The 17,518-nt window shown below is 69.1% G+C and carries 21 protein-coding genes and 1 tRNA gene; 12 read left to right on the top strand and 10 right to left on the bottom strand.

Annotated elements, in window-relative coordinates; genetic code table 11:
* On the bottom strand, positions 1-950 hold a 950-nt coding region (locus ABFX45_RS25245; protein WP_346132486.1), incomplete at its 3' end, for a DUF2345 domain-containing protein.
* On the opposite strand from ABFX45_RS25245, the gene ABFX45_RS25250 reads away from it, so the two are divergent.
* The 3 genes from ABFX45_RS25250 to ABFX45_RS25260 are packed head-to-tail and all read left to right on the top strand — an operon-like array spanning position 930 to position 2,864.
* Positions 930-2,132, top strand: coding sequence for an MFS transporter (locus tag ABFX45_RS25250; RefSeq protein WP_109640791.1), 1,203 nt, complete (start codon positions 930-932; stop codon positions 2,130-2,132). The genes ABFX45_RS25245 and ABFX45_RS25250 overlap by 21 nt on opposite strands.
* A 20-nt stretch (positions 2,133-2,152) precedes the next feature.
* Entirely contained in the window at positions 2,153-2,398 is a 246-nt protein-coding gene (gene ctaJ, locus ABFX45_RS25255; RefSeq protein ID WP_109640792.1) for an aa3-type cytochrome oxidase subunit CtaJ, read from the top strand.
* Positions 2,385-2,864 carry a DUF5130 family protein gene (locus ABFX45_RS25260; protein WP_109640793.1) on the top strand — a complete coding sequence of 160 codons (480 nt, stop codon included), beginning with the start codon at positions 2,385-2,387 and terminating at the stop codon, positions 2,862-2,864. The genes ctaJ and ABFX45_RS25260 overlap by 14 nt, the downstream gene beginning before the upstream one ends.
* Before the next feature lie 42 nt (positions 2,865-2,906).
* Here the strand turns inward: ABFX45_RS25260 and ABFX45_RS25265 are convergent, their stop codons facing one another.
* The 3 genes from ABFX45_RS25265 to pepN form a co-directional block, all read right to left on the bottom strand.
* Positions 2,907-3,545, bottom strand: a complete 639-nt coding sequence (locus tag ABFX45_RS25265; RefSeq protein WP_211337659.1) for a GNAT family N-acetyltransferase — start codon at positions 3,543-3,545, stop codon at positions 2,907-2,909.
* Positions 3,535-5,262: a barstar family protein gene (locus ABFX45_RS25270; protein WP_346132340.1), complete on the bottom strand. Its 1,728-nt coding sequence runs from the start codon at positions 5,260-5,262 to the stop codon at positions 3,535-3,537. The genes ABFX45_RS25265 and ABFX45_RS25270 overlap by 11 nt, the downstream gene beginning before the upstream one ends.
* 72 nt (positions 5,263-5,334) lie before the next feature.
* Positions 5,335-7,896, bottom strand: a complete 2,562-nt coding sequence (gene pepN, locus ABFX45_RS25275; RefSeq protein ID WP_346132342.1) for an aminopeptidase N — start codon at positions 7,894-7,896, stop codon at positions 5,335-5,337.
* A 163-nt stretch (positions 7,897-8,059) separates the two neighbouring features.
* On the opposite strand from pepN, the gene ABFX45_RS25280 reads away from it, so the two are divergent.
* The 5 genes from ABFX45_RS25280 to ABFX45_RS25300 are packed head-to-tail and all read left to right on the top strand — an operon-like array spanning position 8,060 to position 12,771.
* On the top strand, positions 8,060-8,668 hold the full coding sequence (locus ABFX45_RS25280) for a mycothiol-dependent nitroreductase Rv2466c family protein (protein ID WP_109640796.1): 609 nt from the start codon (positions 8,060-8,062) through the stop codon (positions 8,666-8,668).
* 36 nt (positions 8,669-8,704) lie between these two features.
* Positions 8,705-9,328, top strand: a complete 624-nt coding sequence (locus ABFX45_RS25285) for a DNA glycosylase family protein (RefSeq protein ID WP_346132345.1) — start codon at positions 8,705-8,707, stop codon at positions 9,326-9,328.
* 52 nt (positions 9,329-9,380) lie between these two features.
* The gene (locus tag ABFX45_RS25290; protein WP_346132347.1) at positions 9,381-10,733 is read left to right on the top strand and encodes an aldehyde dehydrogenase family protein; all 1,353 of its coding nucleotides are present in this window, start codon (positions 9,381-9,383) and stop codon (positions 10,731-10,733) included.
* Positions 10,734-10,774: 41 nt separating this feature from the next.
* Positions 10,775-11,992 carry a GNAT family N-acetyltransferase gene (locus tag ABFX45_RS25295; protein WP_346132349.1) on the top strand — a complete coding sequence of 406 codons (1,218 nt, stop codon included), beginning with the start codon at positions 10,775-10,777 and terminating at the stop codon, positions 11,990-11,992.
* Between the two features lie 56 nt (positions 11,993-12,048).
* A complete protein-coding gene (locus ABFX45_RS25300) occupies positions 12,049-12,771 on the top strand; it encodes a hypothetical protein (protein ID WP_346132351.1) in 723 nt (240 codons plus the stop codon).
* Positions 12,772-12,831: 60 nt separating this feature from the next.
* Here ABFX45_RS25300 and ABFX45_RS25305 read toward each other — a convergent pair whose 3' ends face one another.
* Both ABFX45_RS25305 and ABFX45_RS25310 read right to left on the bottom strand, forming a co-directional pair.
* The gene (locus ABFX45_RS25305) at positions 12,832-13,632 is read right to left on the bottom strand and encodes an Fpg/Nei family DNA glycosylase (protein ID WP_346132353.1); all 801 of its coding nucleotides are present in this window, start codon (positions 13,630-13,632) and stop codon (positions 12,832-12,834) included.
* The gene (locus ABFX45_RS25310; protein ID WP_346132355.1) at positions 13,625-14,107 is read right to left on the bottom strand and encodes a ribose-5-phosphate isomerase; all 483 of its coding nucleotides are present in this window, start codon (positions 14,105-14,107) and stop codon (positions 13,625-13,627) included. The genes ABFX45_RS25305 and ABFX45_RS25310 overlap by 8 nt, the downstream gene beginning before the upstream one ends.
* 21 nt (positions 14,108-14,128) lie before the next feature.
* On the opposite strand from ABFX45_RS25310, the gene ABFX45_RS25315 reads away from it, so the two are divergent.
* A complete protein-coding gene (locus ABFX45_RS25315) occupies positions 14,129-14,815 on the top strand; it encodes a 2-phosphosulfolactate phosphatase (protein ID WP_346132357.1) in 687 nt (228 codons plus the stop codon).
* A complete protein-coding gene (locus ABFX45_RS25320; RefSeq protein WP_346132359.1) occupies positions 14,812-15,420 on the top strand; it encodes an MBL fold metallo-hydrolase in 609 nt (202 codons plus the stop codon). Before ABFX45_RS25315 ends, ABFX45_RS25320 begins: the two co-directional genes overlap by 4 nt.
* 12 nt (positions 15,421-15,432) lie before the next feature.
* On the opposite strand, the gene ABFX45_RS25325 is transcribed toward ABFX45_RS25320, so the two are convergent.
* Positions 15,433-15,768, bottom strand: a complete 336-nt coding sequence (locus tag ABFX45_RS25325) for a histidine triad nucleotide-binding protein (RefSeq protein ID WP_109640805.1) — start codon at positions 15,766-15,768, stop codon at positions 15,433-15,435.
* A gap of 50 nt (positions 15,769-15,818) precedes the next feature.
* Between ABFX45_RS25325 and ABFX45_RS25330 the strand changes: the two genes are divergently transcribed.
* Positions 15,819-15,950 carry a hypothetical protein gene (locus ABFX45_RS25330; RefSeq protein WP_267899880.1) on the top strand — a complete coding sequence of 44 codons (132 nt, stop codon included), beginning with the start codon at positions 15,819-15,821 and terminating at the stop codon, positions 15,948-15,950.
* Between the two features lie 8 nt (positions 15,951-15,958).
* Here the strand turns inward: ABFX45_RS25330 and ABFX45_RS25335 are convergent, their stop codons facing one another.
* A complete protein-coding gene (locus tag ABFX45_RS25335) occupies positions 15,959-16,294 on the bottom strand; it encodes a VOC family protein (RefSeq protein ID WP_109640806.1) in 336 nt (111 codons plus the stop codon).
* On the bottom strand, positions 16,294-16,596 hold the full coding sequence (locus ABFX45_RS25340; RefSeq protein ID WP_211337662.1) for a winged helix-turn-helix transcriptional regulator: 303 nt from the start codon (positions 16,594-16,596) through the stop codon (positions 16,294-16,296). The genes ABFX45_RS25335 and ABFX45_RS25340 overlap by 1 nt, the downstream gene beginning before the upstream one ends.
* Positions 16,597-16,653: 57 nt before the next feature.
* On the opposite strand from ABFX45_RS25340, the gene ABFX45_RS25345 reads away from it, so the two are divergent.
* Complete coding sequence (locus ABFX45_RS25345; protein WP_346132362.1) at positions 16,654-17,220, top strand: NAD(P)-dependent oxidoreductase; 567 nt, start codon at positions 16,654-16,656, stop codon at positions 17,218-17,220.
* A 163-nt stretch (positions 17,221-17,383) separates the two neighbouring features.
* Here ABFX45_RS25345 and ABFX45_RS25350 read toward each other — a convergent pair.
* A tRNA-Pro gene (locus ABFX45_RS25350) sits at positions 17,384-17,457 on the bottom strand.
* Between the last annotated feature and the right edge of the window lie 61 nt (positions 17,458-17,518).

Raw genomic sequence — 17,518 nt, forward strand, 5'->3', positions numbered from 1 at the left:
GCCGTGATGCGGACGCTGTCGTCGTGTGCCGTGATGCGCACGGAGTCGTCCATGGTGATGCGGACGCTGTCCTGGGCCGTGATGCGGACGCTGTCGTCGTGTGCCGTGATGCGCACGGAGTCGTCCATGGTGATGCGGACGCTGTCCTGGGCCGTGATGCGGACGCTGTCGTCGTGTGCCGTGATGCGCACGGAGTCGTCCATCGTGATGCGGACGCTGTCCTGGGCCGTGATGCGGACGCTGTCGTCGTGCGCGGTGATGCGCACGGAGTCGTCCATGGTGATGCGCACCGAGTCCTGGGCCGTGATCCGGACCGAGTCGTCCATGGTGATGCGCACCGAGTCCTGAGCCGTGATCCGGACCGAGTCGTCCATCGTGATCCGGACGGAGTCGCTCGCCGTGATGCGAACCGAGTCCTCACGCGCCGTGATCCTGACCGAGTCCTGCCGCGCGGTGATCCGAACGGAGTCCTCACGCGCAGTGATTCGCACCGAATCGGACATCGTGATCCTGACCGAATCGCTCGCCGTGATGCGGACCGAGTCTGCCATCGTGATACGCACCGAGTCTGCGGCAGTGATGCGCACCGAATCGGCCGCAGTGATCCGAACGGAGTCGCTCGCCGTGATGCGAACGGAGTCACTTGCCGTGATACGCACTGAATCGTCCTTGTAGCTCGGAAGAGTGATGGACAGGGCCTGGGGGCGGGTCATCGTGAACATTTTGTGTCCTCCAGGACTCTCGGGGCGGGTGCGCAAGACCCGTATAGGTGAAAAGCTAAGAGGTGGGTGTTCCGGGAACAAGACCCCAAACCGGCACCCGTTCGCATCCGACCGGGTGAGGCCTGACCGGGTGTAACCGCTGCGCCGCACGAGAGCACTCATTGCCTCTACTGGCCGGTATGGACACGCTCTGTAGCGTTCAAACTGATGGAACGTGACGTGCGTCATACCGCGAATGGCCTGCACGGACGTGGTTTCCGAGCGCTCACGGGCGCCTGGGCGGTGTCGCTCGTCGGGGACGGCGTGCGCATCGTCGCGCTGCCCTTGTTCACCGCCGCGAGCACCCGCAGCCCGCTCGCCGTGTCCGCGGTGGCCGTCGCCACGACGCTGCCGTGGTTGCTCATCGCGCTGCCCGCCGGGGTGCTCGTGGACCGCTGGCGGCCCCGAACCGTTGTCGTGGTGGCACATTGGCTGCGCGCCGGGGTGACCGGACTGCTCGCGCTGGCGGTCCACACCGGACACGCGACGGTCCTCGTCCTGTGCGCCACAGCTTTCGTGCTGACCTCCGCCGAGACGTTCGCGGACTCGGCGTCACAGGTCCTCCTCGTCGAACTGGCGGGGCCGGACGACCTGGAGGCGGCGAACGGCAGGTTCGTCGCGGTCGAGACGGTCGGCATGGACCTCGCCGGTCCGCTGGCCGCCGCGGTCCTGTTCTGGTGGGCGCCGGCCGCCTGTTTCGCGCTGGACGCCGCCTCCTTCGTCGTCGCCGCCCTGCTGGTGTCCCGCGTGCCAGACGTCGCTCCAGAGCGATCTGGGGGCGATCTTCGCGGGCAGCTGGTGGAGGGCGCGCTGTTCCTGCTGCGGACCCCTGGTCTGCGGTCACTGGTAGTTGCGGTCGCAATCACAGCTCTCTGTGCAGCGGCAGTCAACGCCATGCTGGCGCTCTACTCCATCCAGGTGCTCCGCCTTGCCGAACCGGTGGTTCCCGGCCTGGTCGTGTGCATGGCGGCCGGTGCTCTGCTAGGCGCCTGGGTCTCCCCGCGGCTCGCGTCCCGGTGGGGTGCCGGGCGGGTGATGGTCGGGTTCCTGGCGCTGCTGGGTGCCGCGTTCGCGTTGTTCGGCCTCGTGCCGTGGCTGGTGGTGGCCGTGCTCGCGTGCGTGCTCTTCGGCGTCGCGTCCGCGGGCTGGAACGTGCTGTCCGCGACCCGCCGCCAACGGCTCACACCAGGCCCGATGATGGGCCGCGTGACGAGCGCGTACCGCGTGCTGGCGTGGGGGCTGTCGCCGCTGGGCGCGGGCCTCGCCGGACCGCTGGCGTCGTGGACGTCGCTGGGGGCCGTCTACGTCGTGGCGGGCACGATCGTGGGATTGACCGCGATCACGCTGGCCCGGCCGCTCACGCGCGGCTGAGTTCGGCTACCGTACCCGCCGTGACCATCGTGGAGACCGTCCTCGTCTTCGCGCTGATCCCGCTGGCTCTGTACGGCGTGATCGCGCTGCTGACGGTGAGGCCAAAGGCCACCCGGATTCCCCGGTACCGGCCCGGCCAGGAGTGGGGCTACGCCCCGGTGTGGTGGAGCGCGAACCCCGCGGGGCTGAGCGTGCACCACCACAGCACCGCCGAGCCCGCCACGTCGGGCTCGACCGCCAAGGGAGGCGCCCGTGGCAACTGGTAAGGCGATCGAGGCCGTCGACCCGTCGACGCTGCCCCTCGGCGCGGTCGTGACGAACAGCGGCCGTGTCTCCGTCGCGAAGATGTACGAGCCGCACGCGCCGGAGCTGCCGTTCACGCCGGCCCAGCTCGCGCAGCTGGACGAGGCGCTGACGCTCTCCAGCCGCACCACGGGCCTGGACTTCAGCGTTTACCTGGGCGAGCTCGGCTCGTCCTCGCGTGAGCGCGCCGAAGAGCTGCACGCCTCCACCGACCGTCCGTCGCACCACGTCCTCGTGGCCGTGTCGCCGGGCGAGCGCGTCGTCGAGATCGTGACGGGCGAGGAGTCGCACCGCCGCATCGCCGACCGCGGCGCCAAGCTCGCGGTGATGAGCATGGTGGCGTCCTTCAAGGAGGGCGACCTCGCGGGCGGCCTCGTGTCTGGCCTGCGCATGCTGACCGACCAGGCGGGCAACGCACCGCGTTCCTGATCTGCACCGAGAAGGCCCCCGGCGATCGCGCCGGGGGCCTTTCTACGGGCTGACCTCGTTGCGCGCCACCACGAGGCCGGAGATCTTCTCCCAGCCGAGCCTGCGGTAGAGGTGCACGCCGTCGGTCGAGGAGAACAGCAACCCGTTCGCCGCCCCGTCCTTCAGCGCTTCCCGCACCAGCGTGCCCATGACGACGCTGCCGAGCCCTCGCCGCCGGTGTGCCTCCGCGGTCTCGATGCGGTGCGCGACAGCGTCTTCCCCGACGACGGCCATCAGCCCGCTCGCCGCTTCCTCGCCGTCCGGGGTCAGCACCCGCACCCCGATGACCGGATTCCTCCTCACCTCCACGGCATAGCCCGCCGGCGGGTCGAACCGCGGGTGTCCGGCGAGCGAGCACCGCATGAACGTCTCGTCCGGCCGGGCCACGACCAGCCCGGCGGCTTCGATCGCCGCGGTCGTCTTCTGCGGCGCGTTCGTCGGCACGCTCAACCAGTTCGGCTCCGCTGTCGCGGCGACGATCGCGGCCATGGCCGCGGTTTCCGCGTCGTCCGTGGCAATCCACTCGTACTTCCTGCGCGGCCGGTTCACGTGGACGACCAGGTAGCCGTCGCGGTACTCGGACGTCAGGCCGTCGGCCGTGATCCAGCCGTGGTGCCAGCGCTCCACCAGTTCACCGATCATGCTTCCCCTTGGTGTTCGACGCGATCACGACGTCGGAAACGATTTCCCAGCCGAGTTTCCGGTACAGCGGCAGCCCGTCCGCGGTCGCGAACAGCAGTCCGTCCACCGCTCCAGCCGCCGCCGCTTCCCGTGCGAGCACACCCATCACGACGCTACCGAGCCCCTGACGCCGGTGCGCTGGTGTCGTGAAAACGCGGTGCGGTACGGCATCCGAGTCCACCACGGCCATTCGTCCACTCGCGGCTTCGGTGCCCTCGAAGAGCAGCCGGACGTCGATGACGACGTCCTCGCGACTCACCTCGATCGTGTAGCCGGCGGGTGGTTCCGGCGCCGGGTGGTCGGTGAGAGACCGTCGCATGAACGTCTCACGCGGACGCATCTCCAGGTCCGCGTCCATGAGGCGCGCGGTCATCTCGTCCGGTGCGGTCGTCGGCACGGTGATCCAGTCGCCCTTCCACATCTTCCCGACATGCCAGTCGGTGTCGGCCTCGTCGGTGACAACGCGCTCGACCTGCCTGTCCTGTTGATCACCGCGCACGATCCACGAGTCGGCGAACGGCTCCGCGGACAGGTCGGCGGCTTTGGTGTAACCGGCGACCCAGCTGGTCACGAGTGCGCCGAACGCCAGACGCCGGTCCAGTTCGGTCACGCCGTCCAAAGTGGAGGGAGACTTCAACTCGACCGTGATGCCGGAGCGTCGCATCAGCTCGAGGACCAGCAGGAAGTGGTCGCGGATCGCGCCGTGGGCCACCTGCGCGTCGTTCCAGACCAGCGTGAACGGCGGTCGCACACCGAAGCCACCGCAGAGGCAGTCGGCGAACGCGTCGTAGCCCCAGCCGAAGTAGTGGCCGGGGCCGAGCAGCGCCTCGCTCATCGCGAGGTGCAGGCCCGGTTCGTCGGTGACGTGGCGACCGTCGAGGTGGTAGACGCCGCCGACCTGGTCTGCGGCGGACTTCTCGAGCCTCTGGAGGGTGAGCCTGCTCCACGCCCGGCGGCCGGCCGTGTCGAAAGGCGCCCACAGGTTGGGTTCCGCCGGAACGCCTTCGCGCCACAGGTCCCACACCGCCCGTGCGGACGGATCCGGCCGTTCCTCCGAGTCCGACTGATCGAGCACGACGTCGAAGAGCCCGTCACCCAGCGCGGAGGGCGTCACCGAAACCACGTCCAGTTCGATCGGCACCTTCGCCATGACGTGGCCGCGCCTGTCCAGGGCGTGCAGTCGCTCGCCGCCCGCCCAGCTGTGCTTGCGGCGGTCCAGCGGCCGGATGCGTTCCGGCTGGTCGACGCCGATCAACGCCACCGGTGGCCAGCCGAGTCCTTCCCACTGCCGCGGAAACCCGTCCACCCCACGGCACCCGCCCACGCGGGCACCGGCTGTGGAGAGGAGGTTGCAGCACGGTCCGAGCCCAGGGCCGTCGTCGACCAGGCGCACCTCCGCGCTGGCCACCACGTCGATCAGATCGCCGTCCGGCACGGTGCCGTGGACCACCAGGTCCTCCAGGCTCCACCACTGCCATTCGTCGTCGGTGCCGATTTCGAGCATGCAGTTGCCCGTGAGGCCGGCGAAGCTCGGCGGGCAGCCGCGCAGCACCACGCGTTCCCGGTCGCCCGGTCGCGGCCTGGCGAACAACCCGTCGGTGTCGACGGCGCGGGCCAGCACTTCCACGATCTCGTCGTGGTCGTCCTCGTACCAGTGCACGACCTCGTAGCGGAACAAAACACCCCCAAGAAACGGGAAGACCCCGTGCCGCCATCAAAGCGTCACGGGGCCTTCGTCGCACAGCGAATTTCAGGAGCGGTCGAACTCCTGCGCCGCCAGGGCACGCACGATGCCCGCACGACCCTCGGAGACCAGGCGGCGCAGGGCAGGCGGGTGGTCGCCCGCGAGCCACGCGTCCGCGGCCTCCACAGTGGACTTCGCGATCGACCAGGCCGGGAACATGCCGACCACCATCGACTGCGCGCGCTCGGAGGTGCGGCGGTCCCACACGCCCTTCACGTCGGCGAAGTAACGCTCGACGTACGGCGCGAGCAGCTCCTTCTGGCCGGGGTGGGAGATGCCGGCGATGATCGCCTCGCTGACCGCGTTGGGCAGGTCGTCGTCGTTCACCGCGCGGTCCCAGGCCTCGTCCTTGGCCTCGATCGTCGGGCGCAGCGCACGTGCCTGCTGCGCGCGGCGGTGGCCGGTGGCGGTCGGGTCGCGCTCCTCCTCGGCGTTGATCTCCGGCAGGTCCGCCTTGCCGTGCGCCACCAGGGCCTGCAGCAGGCGCCAGCGCAGGTCGGTGTCGACGTCCAGGCCCTCGAGGACGGCGCTTCCGTCGTACCAGCCGCGCAGCACGTCCAAAGTGGACTCGTCGAGCACGGACGACGCCAGTGCGTTCACGAACGCCAGCTGGTGGTCGGAACCCGGCTCGGCGGCCTGGGCCAGCTCCAGCGTCTTGGCCACGAACCGGCGCCAGCCCTCGCCGCGCCACGAGTCGTCCGCGTAGGACGACAGCGACGTCTGGGCCTGCAGCAGAAGCCGTTGCACCACACCGACCTCGGACTCGGCGTGCAGACCGCCGAGCACCAGGTTCACGAAGTCGCGGGCCTTCAGCTCGGCCTCGCGGGTCATCTCCCACGCGGCCGACCAGCACAGCGTGCGCGGCAGCGGCTCGGCGATGTCGGAGATGTGGTCGATCAGCGCGGCCAGCGAGTCCGGGTCGAGGCGCATGGTGCAGTACGTGAGGTCGTCGTCGTTGACCAGCACGATCTTGCCGCGGTGGACGCCGACGAGCTCGGGCACCTCGGTGCGGTCGCCCGTCACGTCCAGCTCGTGGCGGTGCGTGCGGACCAGCTTGCCGGAGCCGTCGTCGTCGTAGACACCGATCGCGATGCGGTGCGTGCGCAGTTCCCCGGCACCCGGACGCGCGCCGCCCTGCAGCACGGCGAACTCGGTGAACCGGCCCTGGGCGTCAACGGTGAACTTGGGGCGCAACAGGTTCAGGCCGGTCGTCTCCAGCCACTGCGCGCTCCACCACGACAGGTCGCGGCCGGACGCCTCCTCCAGCGCGCCCAGCAGGTCCGCGAGCGTCGCGTTGCCCCAGGCGTGCTTGGCGAAGTAGACCCGCAGGCCCGCCAGGAAGTTCTCCAGCCCGACGTACGCGACGAGCTGCTTCAGCACGGAAGCGCCCTTGGCGTAGGTGATGCCGTCGAAGTTGACCTCGACCGCCTGCACGTCGGAGATGTCCGCGGCGACCGGGTGCGTCGAGGGCAGCTGGTCTTGCCGGTACGCCCACGACTTCTCGATCTTCGCGAACGTCGTCCACGCCTGGCGGTACTCGGTGGCCTCCGCCTGCGCGAGCACGGACGCCCAGGTGGCGAACGACTCGTTCAGCCACAGGTCGTCCCACCAGCGCATGGTCACGAGGTCGCCGAACCACATGTGCGCCATCTCGTGCAGCACGGTCTCCGCGCGCCGCTCGTAGAGGTAGCGGGTGACCCGGCTGCGGAAGACGTAGTCCTCCAGGAACGTGACGCAGCCCGCGTTCTCCATCGCGCCCGCGTTGAACTCCGGCACGAAGCACTGGTCGTACTTGCCGAACGGGTACTGCACCCCGAAGGCCTTGTGGAAGAACCCGAAGCCCTGCTTGGTCTCGGTGAAGAGCCGCTCGTGGTCCATGTGCGGAGCGAGCGAGGCACGGCAGTAGATGCCGAGCGGGATCCTGAAGTCGCCCTCGACGAACTCGTCGCGCCACTCCGCGTACGGACCGGCGACCAGCGCCACGATGTAGGTCGACATCGGCTTGGTGGTGGCGAACGTGTGCACGTCCGCGCCGCCCTCGCCGTCCTCGGTGGCGATGATCTCGCTGTTCGAGATCACCTTCCAGTCCGCGGGCGCCGTCACCTTCATGGAGTAGACGGACTTCAGGTCCGGCTGGTCGAAGCACGCGAACATGCGCTTGGCGTCCGCGGTCTCGAACTGCGAGTACAGGTACACGCCGCCGTCGACCGGGTCGACGAACCGGTGCAGGCCCTCTCCGGTGTTCATGTACCGGCAGTCGGCCTCGATGGTGAGCTCGTTGGTCTCCGCGAGGTCCGGCAGCTTGACGCCGTCCTCCTCGCGGTACTCGGAGACGTCGAGCTCGCTGCCGTTCAGCACAGCGCGGTGCACGGTCGCCGCCACGATGTCGATCCACGAGGAAGCACCCGGAGTCCGGCTGCGGAACACCACGGTGGTGGTGGAGCGGAACGTGTCCGAACCCGGCTTTCCGCCGCCGTCGGTCAGGTCCAGCTCGATCCGGTAGGACTCCACTTCCAGCAGCTCAGCACGTTCCTGAGCCTGGTCGCGGGTGAGGTTGGGCGCGGCCACTGGTCACCTCGTCTGCCGCGCGTGTGGTTACGCGCTGACGTCGTCGGGAATGGTTATGACTCCCGCATCCAATCACGGAACCGGCGTACGGGAAGAGATGACAGGGTGATCTCGTTGGGCTGATGGGGCGATAACCCCACTCACCGTCACTGAAGGGGCACGCATGGCCGACAAGGCGAAGGTCGACTTCTACTTCGACCCTCTTTGTCCGTTCGCCTGGATCACCTCCCGGTGGATCCTCGAGGTGGAGAAGGTCCGCGACATCGACCTGAGCTTCCACGTGATGAGTCTTTCCGTGCTGAACGAGGGGCGGGACCTGCCGGAGCAGTACAAGGAGCTCATGACCAAGGGCTGGGGTCCCGTCCGCGTCGCCATCGCGGCTGAGCAGAAGTTCGGCAACGAGGCGCTGCCGGCGCTGTACACCGCGATGGGCACCCGGATCCACAACGAGGGCAACAAGGACTTCGACGAGGTCATCAAGCTGTCACTGGCCGACGCCGGGCTCCCGGCGGAGCTCGCAGAGGCCGCGACCTCGACCGAGTTCGACGAGGAGCTGAAGGCGAGTCACCACCGCGGCATGGACCCGGTCGGCATGGACGTCGGCACGCCCACGATCCACATCGACGGCGTCGCGTTCTTCGGCCCGGTGCTGACCAAGATCCCGCGGGGCGAGGAGGCGGGCACGATCTTCGACGGCGCCCGGATGCTCGCCGGCTTCCCGTACTTCTTCGAGCTGAAGCGGACGCGCACGGGCGACCTCGACTTCAGCTGAGTTTTTTGTCGGTGGTGCTCGCCAACGTCCTCGGACATGGCGCACCACTGCGTCGAGGTCGTAGTTCAGGGGCCCTGGTCACTGGCTACGTCCCGGGCCTCCTGGGAGGGCTTCACCCCGTCCGCGCCGCCTGCGCGCAAGGGCGAGGCGCTGCAGTCGGCGTTCCTGGTCGAGGGTGAGTGGCGCCGTGCTTCGGTCTCCGTGACCCAGCGCGGCGCCACTGCCGTGCTGGAGCTGGCCGGCGAGGGCGATCTCGACCTGGCGGCGGCTCAGGTGTGCCGGCTCCTGGCGCTGGACGTCGACGGGCGGGCGTGGCCCGGCGTCGGTGCGCGGGATCCGGTGATCGCCACCGCGCAGGCGTCGTTGTCCGGTTTACGGCCGTGCGGGTTCTACTCGTCGTACGAGGCGACGGCGGGGTCGGTGCTGTCGCAGCGGGTCCGGGTCTCGCAGGCGGCTGCGCTGAAGGCGTCGCTGGCCGGGGATGGCGTTGTTCCCGGCGCCGGCGGTGTTGCGTGGGCTCGACCTGGACCTGCCGGGTCGCAAGCCGGAGTGGAGGTGTCCGGGACGTGGCGGCCGTACCGGACGTGGGCGGCGGTGCATCTCCGGGCGCTGCGCGAGCGGCGGATCGGAGGTGCGATGGCTCCTGCGCGGGCGATGTGACAGGCTGAACCGTTGTCAGCGCATTGGTGTCACATCCGCCTGGAGGGCTCTCGTGATCGAGGTCGTCAACCCCGCCACCGAGGAAGTCGTCGGCACGCTCGCCGAGGGCACGCCGGCCGACGTCGACACGGCCGTGGCCGCCGCGAAGGCCGCGTTCCCGGCGTGGTCGGAGACCTCCGTGGAGGAGCGGGCGAAGGCGGTCCGGGCGATCATCGACGGCCTCGAGGAGCGTGGCGCCGAGCTCGCGCAGACCATGACGCGCGAGATGGGCACGCCCATCACGTTCAGCCAGAAGGTCCAGGTCGCGAACCCTGTCGCCATCGCGAAGGGTGTCGCGGACGTGCTGGAGCGCGGCTACTTCGAACCGGAGGAGATCGGCAACTCGCTGATCTTCCGCGAGCCGATCGGGGTCGTGGCGGCCATCACGCCGTGGAACTTCCCGCTGCAGCAGATGGTCGCGAAGGTCGTGCCGGCCCTCGCCGCGGGCAACACCGTGGTGCTCAAGCCGAGTGAGCTCGCGCCGAAGACCGCGGACCTGCTCGCCGAGATCATCACGGCGGTCGTGCCGGAGGGCGTGTTCGGGCTGGTGCACGGCACCGGGCCCGTCGTCGGTGAGGTGCTGGCGGCGCACCCGGACGTGGACATGGTGTCGTTCACCGGGTCCACGCGCGCTGGGCGGCGGGTGTCGGCGGTGGCGTCCGAGACGGTCAAGCGGGTCGCGCTGGAGCTGGGCGGCAAGTCGGCGTGCATCGTGCTCGACGACGCGGACTTCGGGCGCGCGGTGAAGATCGCGGTCGCCAACTCGTTCATGAACAACGGCCAGGCGTGCAGCGCCTGGACGCGGTTGCTGGTGCCCGCGGACCGGCACGACGAGGCCGTCGAGCTGGCCGCTGCCGCTGCGCGGAAGTACGCCCCGGCCGACCCGGCCGATCCGGCGACGCGCATCGGGCCCGCGGTGTCGAAGGCGCAGCGCGACCGGGTGGTGGGCTACATCCGCAAGGGCGTCGAGGAAGGCGCCCAGCTGGCCGCCGGTGGGCCGGAAGCGCCGTTGCCGCAAGGCTTCTACGTGGCGCCGACGGTGTTCGGTGGCGTGACGCCGGAGATGACGATCGCGCAGGAGGAGATCTTCGGGCCGGTTCTGTCGGTCATGCCGTACGCGGACGAGGACGACGCGGTGCGCATCGCGAACTCCACCATCTACGGCCTGGCGGGTGCCGTGTTCTCCGCGGACACCGACCGTGCGCTCAAGGTCGCCAAGCGGCTGCGCACCGGGCAGGTCGACATCAACGGTGCCGCGTTCAACACCAGCGCGCCGTTCGGTGGCTATCGGCAGTCGGGCAACGGCCGTGAGTTCGGCAGGTTCGGCCTGGACGAGTTCTGCGAGATCAAGTCGATTCAGCGGTAATTGAGCTGCGAGCGCGGCGGTAGCGGCGTATCACTGCCGCTATGGCTGACTCGGCGCTGAGCATCAGGACCATCGGAAGCGCGGACCTCCCCGAGTTCCAGAGGGTGTTCGCCTGGTCGTTTCTCGACGAACCCCCGGCCGACGGCGGGCACCGCTGGACGAAGGTGCTGGAGCTGGACCGGACGCACGCCGTGTTCGACGGTGACGAGATGGTGGGCACCGGTGGTGTGCTCAGCCGTGAGCTCACCGTTCCCGGTGGGGTTCTCGCACCCGCCGGCGCGGTGACCGTCGTGGGTGTGAAACCGGGCCATCGCCGCCGCGGCGTCGCGTCGCTGCTGATGAAGACGCAGCTGCACGGCATGCACGAGACGGGCGACCCGATCGCGATCCTCTGGGCGTCGGAGGGGTCGATCTACCGGCGGTTCGGCTACGGCGAGCACGCGTCGAGCCTGTCGATGATGACGATGCCGACGCGGATGCCGTTCCACCCCGGCGTGTCCGTGAGCGACGCGCGGATCCGTCAGGTGACGCGCGAGGAAGCGATGCCGTTCATGCGCGAGGTGCACGACCGGGTGCGCCGCACGCGGACCGGCTGGCTGAGCCGGGTGGAGAAGACCTGGGACGTCCACCTCGGCGACGCCGAGTCCAACCGCGACGGCCTCTCCGCCTACCGCTACTGCCTGCACCCGCAGGGATACGTGGTCTTCCGCGTGAAGCACGAGTCGAACAACAGCGGGCCGCAGAACGAGTTGCACGTGCGTGAGCTGGTGTGCGAGACCGAGCAGGCGTACGTGGACCTCTACCGGTTCCTGCTCGACCTCGATCTGGCGAGCGGAATCTCCTTCTACACGGCCACGGACGACCCGATCCTGCACATGGTCGACAACCCGCGGAAGGTGCGGCGTGAGCTGAGCGACGCGCTGTGGCTGCGGATCGTCGACGTGGACCGGGCGCTACCGCTGCGGCGCTACCAGTCCGATGTGGACAGTGTGCTCGAGGTTGAGGACTCCCTCTGCCCGTGGAACTCCGGCCGGTGGCGGTTCACCGTCAAGCGTGGTGAAGCGGTGGTGACGCGCACCGAGGACGCCGCGGACGTGTCGCTCGACGTCGCCGCGCTCGGCAGCGTGTACCTCGGCGGCGTACGGCTTTCCGTGCTGAGGCGCGCACACCGCGTGGTTGAGCACACGCCTGGTCATGTGGACGCGTTGACGATGGCGTTCCTCGGCACCGATGAGCCTCATTGCCCTGAGGTCTTCTGACGGAACTACGGCTGGCGTTCACGCGTTGACGGTTTACCTGGTGTGGGAGGTAAGCCGTGGGCACCATCGTGTGGGTTGTAGTGCTGGTACTGCTTGTCGCAGGGGCGTTCTACCTGGTCAGCCAGAGCAACGCGCGCAAGGCGCGTGAGCTCGACGACGCCAAGGCGGAGGCCCGCCGGTGGGTCGAGCGGCTGGGCGGTCAGGTGATGAGCCTCACGGGCTCGAACGCCGCGTCCACGCAGGCACTGGCCGACGCGTCCGAGCGCTTCACCGCGGCCGGGTCGCAGATGGAGCAGGCCCGCACGATCCCGCAGGCGCGGCTGGTCACGCAGACCGCGATGGAGGGTCTGCACTACGTACGCGCCGCGCGTGAAGCCATGGGCATGGATCCCGGTCCCGCGCTGCCCGAGATCGCCGGCCAGAAGCAGGCGGGTGCCGTCAGCGAGGACCGCCAGGTCACCCTCGAGGGCCACCAGTACGCCGCGTCGCCGCACTCCGGTTCCGGCACGCCCTACTACTACCCCGGTGGCATGGTCGCCGGCCGTCCGGTGCCGCGTGGCTGGTACTCCGAGCCGTGGTGGAAGCCCGCGCTCGTGGCCGGTGCGTGGGGTGTGGGCACGTTCCTGCTGATGGACGCCATGTTCTCGGGCATGCACGGCATCGGTGACTACGGCATGGGCGACATGGGCATGGGGGACATGGGCGACATGGGTGGTGCCGCTGATTCGGGCGACGCCGGTGGCTTCGACTTCGGTGACATGGGCGGGTTCGACTTCTGAAAGTGCTCATCGATTGAGCACTTTCTGGCCGCACCCAAAACCCGACCGACCAAGAATTTTCTAGGGCTGGCAGGCAGGGCACCAGAAGAGGTTGCGCGCCGCCAGTTCCGTGGTCAGGACCTCGGTTCCGCAGACCAGGCACGGCTGACCGGCACGGCGGTAGACGTACACCTCACCGCCGTGCCGATCCACGCGCGGAGCACGACCCATCGCCTTGGGCAGGTGTTCGGGACGCACGGTGTTGATCTGGCCGACCTTCACGCCGTCCTTCATCAGCACGACGAGGTCGTTCCACAGGGTGTCCCACAGTTCGCGGCTGACCTTGTCGCCGGTCAGCAACGGGTTCACGTTGTGCCGGAACAGCACTTCCGCGCGGTAGACGTTGCCGACGCCCGCGAGGATCTTCTGGTCCATCAGCAGCACGGCGAGCGGCTGCTTCGACCGGATGATCCGTTCGTAGGCGCGATCGGGGTCGGCGTCCTTGCGCAACGGGTCGGGGCCGAGCCGATCGCGGATCGCCCTGACCTCGTCTTTGTTGAGCACCTCGCACGCGGTCGGGCCACGCAGGTCGGTCCAGTGCGTCTCGCCGACCATCCGCATCCGGACCTGGCCGACGGGCAGCAGGACCGGCAGCGGTGACTCGGTGAACGTCCCGTACAGGCCGAGGTGGACGTGCACGATCGCGTCCGGGCCGTAGACGTGGAACAGGTGCTTGCCGTGCGCTTCGGCACGGACGAGCTTGCGCCCGTCCACGAGGGACGCCGCGAAGCGTCCCTGTGGACTGGTCACGGCCACGGGCTTGCCCGCGAACCGGCGCTGGTGCAGCCGCGCCAGGCGGTGCAGCGTGTGACCCTCAGGCACGCTTGTTCTGAACAGCGCTGCCTTCGTGGGCGCTGTCTTCGTAGGCGCTGACCTTGTCGATGCGGCGCTGGTGCCGGGGCTCGCCGGAGAATGGCGTCTTGAGGAACGCCGAGACGATCGCGGTCGCCTCCTCGGTGCTGTGCTGACGGGCGCCGATGCCGACCAGGTTGGCGTCGTTGTGCTCACGGGCGAGTTGCGCGGTGTCGATGTTCCACGCGAGCGCGGCGCGGGCGCCCTTCACCTTGTTCGCGGCGATCTGCTCGCCGTTGCCGGAGCCGCCGATCACGACGCCGAGGCTGCCGGGGTCGGCGACGACGCGCTCGGCGGCATCGGTGCAGAACGACACGTAGTCGTCCTGGGCGTCGTACTCGTGGGCACCGACGTCGACGACCTCGTAGCCCTGGTCCTTGAGAGCCGTGGACAGGTGGGACTTCAGCTCGAAGCCCGCGTGGTCTGCTGCCAGATAAACGCGCACGTCACGGAGTCTGGCACGCTGGTGGGTGTGTTCAGCCAGGAGGGGTACCAGCTGAGGCTGGAATGGGGGCCTGAGGGCGTCAACGTGCTGCAAGGCTGTGACGTGCTGATTGTCGTGGACGTGCTGTCGTTCACGACCTCGGTCGACCTGGTGGTCGGCAACGGTGGCCAGGTGCGGCCGTCGCGCTGGAAGCCCACATCGGGTAAGACGCTGCGACCAGCATCACTCGCCGAGGCGACCGGGCTCGTCGAGCTGCCGTCGCCGAACGGGTCGAACCTGTGCTTCCTCGCCGCGGAGACCGGGGCGCACGTGCTGGCGGCCTGCCTGCGCAACGCCGAGGCAGTGGCCAAGCGGGCGGCGGAGCTGGGGGAGACGATCGGCCTGATCCCCGGCGGCGAACGGTGGGGGCTCGACATCCTCAACTCCGGGCCGCGTGAGTTCGGGCCGCTGCGCCCGTGCGTCGAGGACTACCTGGGTGCGGGTGCGGTCCTCGCGGCTCTCCCGGGGACGGCCTCGCCGGAGGCGGCGCTCGCTGCCACCGCGTTCCGGAGCACCGACGTCGCGGCCGCGGTGCGCGACTGCGGCTCGGGGCGGGAGCTGGTCGAGAACGGCCACGCCGCCGACGTGGAACTGGCGGTGCAGATCGGGGTGAGCGCGGCGGTGCCGACGCTGGTCGATGGAGTGCTTGTGGACGGAGCGCTGCGGTGATCGAGATCGCGGACGGCGTGTTCATCCGGCGGCACACCGAGCTCGACCTCACCCTGGGATTCATCACCGGATCAGGTGATTCGCTCCTGGTGGACTCCGGCATGGGCCCGGCGCTGGCCGACGAGGTGCGTCCGTCGCGGATCGTGTTGACGCACAACCACTTCGACCACGTGCTGGCCACTGAGGCATTCCTGCCGTGCGAGGTGTGGGCGCACGAGGACTGCGTCATCGACGAGAGCCTGCTCGAAAGCCGCGCCGTCTACTACTCGGACCCGTTCGAGGGCACGCTGATCGCGCCCACGCACACGTTCCGCGACACCGTCACGCTGGACGTCGGCGGCCGCAGGGTGGACCTGCACCACTTCGGTCCCGCGCACAGCTCGCACGACGTGATCGTGCACGTGCCGGACGTGGACGTCGTGTTCGCCGGCGACCTCGTCGAGGAAGGAGCGCCGGCTCAGGCCGGTTCGGACGCCACGCCGTCGAACTGGCGGCACGTCCTGAACCTGATGCTGGAGCTCAACCCGCGGATCGTCGTGCCGGGTCACGGCAACCCGGTCGACGCGCAGTTCGTGCGGGAGATGGCTCTTCCAGGGCAGAACTAGCCCGGGAGAGAGCTAGCCCGGTGGCCAGGTGAGCCCGCGCCCGCCGAGCACGTGGCAGTGCACGTGGAAGACGGTCTGGCCGCCGTCCCTGCCGGTGTTGAACACGAGCCGGTAGCCGGACTCGTCGACACCTTCCTGCTTCGCGACCTGGTGCGCGGTCGCGAGGATCTGGCCCGCGAGCAGCGGGTCGACGTCGCCGATCGCCTGATGGTGCTCCTTGGGGATCACCAGGACGTGCGTGGGCGCCTTGGGGTCGATGTCGCGGAACGCGAGCGTCGTGTCGGTCTCCGTCACCACGGTCGCCGGGATCTCGCCCGCGACGATGCGGCAGAACAGGCAGTCGGTCACACCAGCATGCTATTGGTTCGGATGGACGCTGTTGTTCTTGCCGTTCACGGATGAATCATGACGTGGTGAAGGGCGCCAAACTGCTGGTGATCGTCCGGTGCCTCATCAGCTTCGCGATCGGCGTGCTGCTCGTGGTCGTCGCGATCCGCTTCGGTGAGGCGCTCTGGCGGGCGGTCCAGTAACAGGTTCTTCAGCGGACGAAACAGAACTCGTTGCCCTCGGGGTCGCGCATCACCTGAAAGCTGCCCTTCTCGTCGGTGTGCACGAGGCCCTCGCGGCTGGCGCCCAGGCTGACCGCCTTCACGACCGCGGCCTCGATGTCCTCGACCTCGAAGTCGAGGTGCAGCCGGTTCTTCACGTCCTTGCGCTCTGGCACCGGCTGGAACGACATCCGCGGGCCGTCGGGCGGTTCGACGTGCGCCCAGCCGTGCTCGCGCTCGACCGGCTCGCCGCCGAGCAACTCGGCCCAGAACCGCACGAGGCGAGCCGGATCGTTGCTGTCGACGACGATCTGCTCAAGCCGCATCAGGTCTCCACCAGGTTCTCGCGAGCCCACTCGCAGCAGAGGTCGAGCAAGCCCAGCAGCTTGTGTCCCTGCTCGGTCAGCTCGTACTCCACCCGCGGCGGGTTCTCGTCGTACTCGGTGCGCGTGACTGTGCCGTCCCGCTCCATCGCCCGCAACGTCTCGGTGAGCACTTTGGGCGTCACCACCGGCATACCGGCGCGCAGCTCGGTGAAGCGCCGACGACCGTCCTGCAGCCCGCGCAACACGTGCGCGGTCCACTTGTCACCGATGCGGTACGGCAGCTCGTCATGCGCGCATTTCACCTGCTCACCCCCAATATCGTTGCGGAAACCGGACCCTCGCACCCTACCTTCGCGCCCATGACGAAGATCGTTGTTTTCGGAGCGTCCGGCCAGGCCGGACGGGAGATCGCGGCAGTCGCCGAGGCGCGCGGCCACGAGGTGGCCAAGATCGGCAGGGACCCCGGTGTCCTGGCGGCGCCGGAGGTCGCCGCCGGCTACGACGTGGCGGTGAGCTCGGTGGTGGACCTGTCACGCGATCCGGCGGAGTTCTACGCCCAGGCGGCCCGCTCACTGGTGGCCTCCGGTGTCCGCCGCATCATCGTGATCGGCATCTACCCGCTCCTGGAAACCGCGCCAGGAGTGCGGGTGGTGGATGCGCCGGACTTCCCCGCCGAACACCGCCCGTTCTGCCTGGGCCACGCGGCGGGCGTGGACGTGCTGGCCCGCTCCGAGGCGGACTGGCTGGTGATGAGCCCGGCCGGCATGTTCGGCGGCACGAGCACGGGAACGTACCGGCTGGGCGCCGCCGATCCGGCCGACAAGCTGACCTACGCCGATTTCGCGCTGGCCGTGGTGGACGAGATCGAACGCCCCACCCACCGCCGGACCCAGGTAGGAGTGGCCTCCACACAGGACCACCTGTGAGCCTGCTCACCACAGCGCCGAAGACCTGCTGGTCGAAGCCAGCCAATTGGGTGTGGAACTCACCCGAGCGACTGTTCCTCAGCGGGGGCTGAAGGGGTTGAGGTCCGAGGGTGCATGTGCGAAGACCCGCAGCGAAAGGCTCACTGCGGGTCTCGGCAACCGATCGGGGCGACAGGATTTGAACCTGCGACCCCCCGCTCCCAAAGCGGGTGCGCTACCAAACTGCGCCACGCCCCGGTTGCACCCAGCTTACCGCCCTCCGCTAAGGTATTAACCGCAGCCCCACTCCAGGGCGGCA

The organism is Lentzea roselyniae, from assembly GCF_039537795.1.
In the GTDB taxonomy this organism is placed as follows: Bacteria; Actinomycetota; Actinomycetes; order Mycobacteriales; family Pseudonocardiaceae; genus Lentzea; species Lentzea atacamensis.